The organism is Streptomyces ossamyceticus (assembly GCF_001418475.1).
Classification (GTDB): Bacteria; Actinomycetota; Actinomycetes; order Streptomycetales; family Streptomycetaceae; genus Streptomyces; species Streptomyces ossamyceticus.
Window position 1 is genome coordinate 1 of sequence record NZ_LIQX01000911.1, and the last position, 1,781, is coordinate 1,781.

General features: G+C 70.3%; 1 protein-coding gene. It reads left to right on the plus strand.

Translation table 11 applies throughout. The annotated features are described in order from the left end of the window. On the plus strand, nt 1-1,781 hold a 1,781-nt coding region (locus tag AOK15_RS45945), incomplete at both ends, for a condensation domain-containing protein (protein WP_240508823.1).

Here is a 1,781-nt window from a genome sequence, read left to right on the forward strand (position 1 = left end):
GCACGTCCAGGTGCTCGGCGACGACCTGTTCCGCTACACCGTCAGCCAGCACAACTCGGCACTCGACGGCTGGTCCATCTCACTGCTGCACACCCAGCTGTTCGAGCTGTACCACCAGCTGCGCGAAGGCCGCGACACCTCCCGCCCGCCCGTCGACAACCACCTGCGCAACTTCGTCGGCCTGGAGACCGAGGCACTGCGCTCCCCGCAGTCCCGGGACTTCTGGCTGAAGGTGCTGCAGGACCCGCGCCCCGTCGACGTGCCGCCCCGGCCCGGTGCCGAGTCCACCGACGACTTCCGCGTCGTCCTACGGGACGTGCCCCTCCCGCGCGGGCTCACCCAGCGCGTCGAGGCCACCGCCGACGCCCTGTCGGTGCCCTTCAAGGACGTGCTGCTCGCCGCCCACATGAAGGTCCTCGCCCTGGTGTCCGGCCAGGACACCGTGATGACCGGCTACGAGCACAGCGGCCGGCCCGAGCTGCCCGGCGCGGAGACCACCCTCGGCCTGCACCTCAACACCGTGCCCTTCCAGGTCGATCTGGGCGGCGGCACCTGGGCCGACCTGATCCGCCGCGTGTACCGCGCCGAGGCCGACCTGCTGCCGCACCGGCGCTACCCCATGGCCCGGATGAAGCAGGACCTCGCCACCCAGCGCGTCCTGTTCACCACCACGTTCAACTTCACCCACTTCTACCTGCTCCAGAACCTGAAGCAGCTGCCGGAGTTCTCCATGCTGGACATGCGGGTCGACTCCGAGACGGAGTTCCCGTTCCGCACCGAGTTCTCCCGGCACTTCTTCGACGACGAGCTCCAGCTCTGCCTGCACTTCCACACCCACCTGTACGACGAGGCGCAGATCGACCGCATCGGCGGCTACTTCGTGCGGGTGCTGGAGCTGATGGCCGCGGAGCCCGACGCGCCACACGACGCCCACGCCCTGCTCGCGGACGAGGACCTGGCCCTGCTGGGCCGCACGCCCGGATCCGCCACCCGGGCGGCGGACCCTGCCACCACCACCGCAGGTAGCGCGTCCGAGGCCACGGTCACCCGTATCCGGGAGGCCTGGGCGAACGTCCTCGGCACCCCGCCCTCCGCCATCGCCCGCGACGGCGACTTCTTCGCTCTCGGCGGCAACTCCCTGTCGGCGCTCCGCGTCGTGCTGGAACTCGACGGACTGGTCACCCTCTCCGACCTCACCCGCATCTCACGCCTCGGTGAACTGGCCGCCCTGGTGGACGAGCGCTCCGCGCGCGAGGAGGGCGCCGACCGGGAGGACGGCGAGCTGCTCCAGCGGCTGACCAGCGCCCCGGGCGAGGACGCCCTCGGAGCGGTGATCTGCGTCCCGTACCCCTGCGGCCACCCGGTGAACTTCAAACCGCTCGCCGAGGCGATCGAGAAGCTCACCCCCGACCTCGTCGTGTACGGCGTCGAACAGCCGGGCCACAGCCCCGAGCGCCGGGGCGAGTTCACCGACGTCGCCGAAACCGTGGTGCGGATCGTCGACGAGATCGAGCAGCGCGCCGACCTGCCGCTGATCCTCTGGGGCCACTGCGGCGGCGCCGCCGTGACCGTCGAACTTGCCCGCGTCCTGGAGGAGCGCGGCTTCGACCTCCGGCACGTCTTCATCGGGTCCAAGTTGCTGCCGCCCGCGTCCGACATGCGCGAGTCCATCGCCATGATCGACGGCTGGAGCGACGAGGAGATCATCACGTACATGGTCGAGGAGACCGGCTACAGCGAACTGGACGGCCTCGACCACCGCTACATCTCCTTCCTCGGTG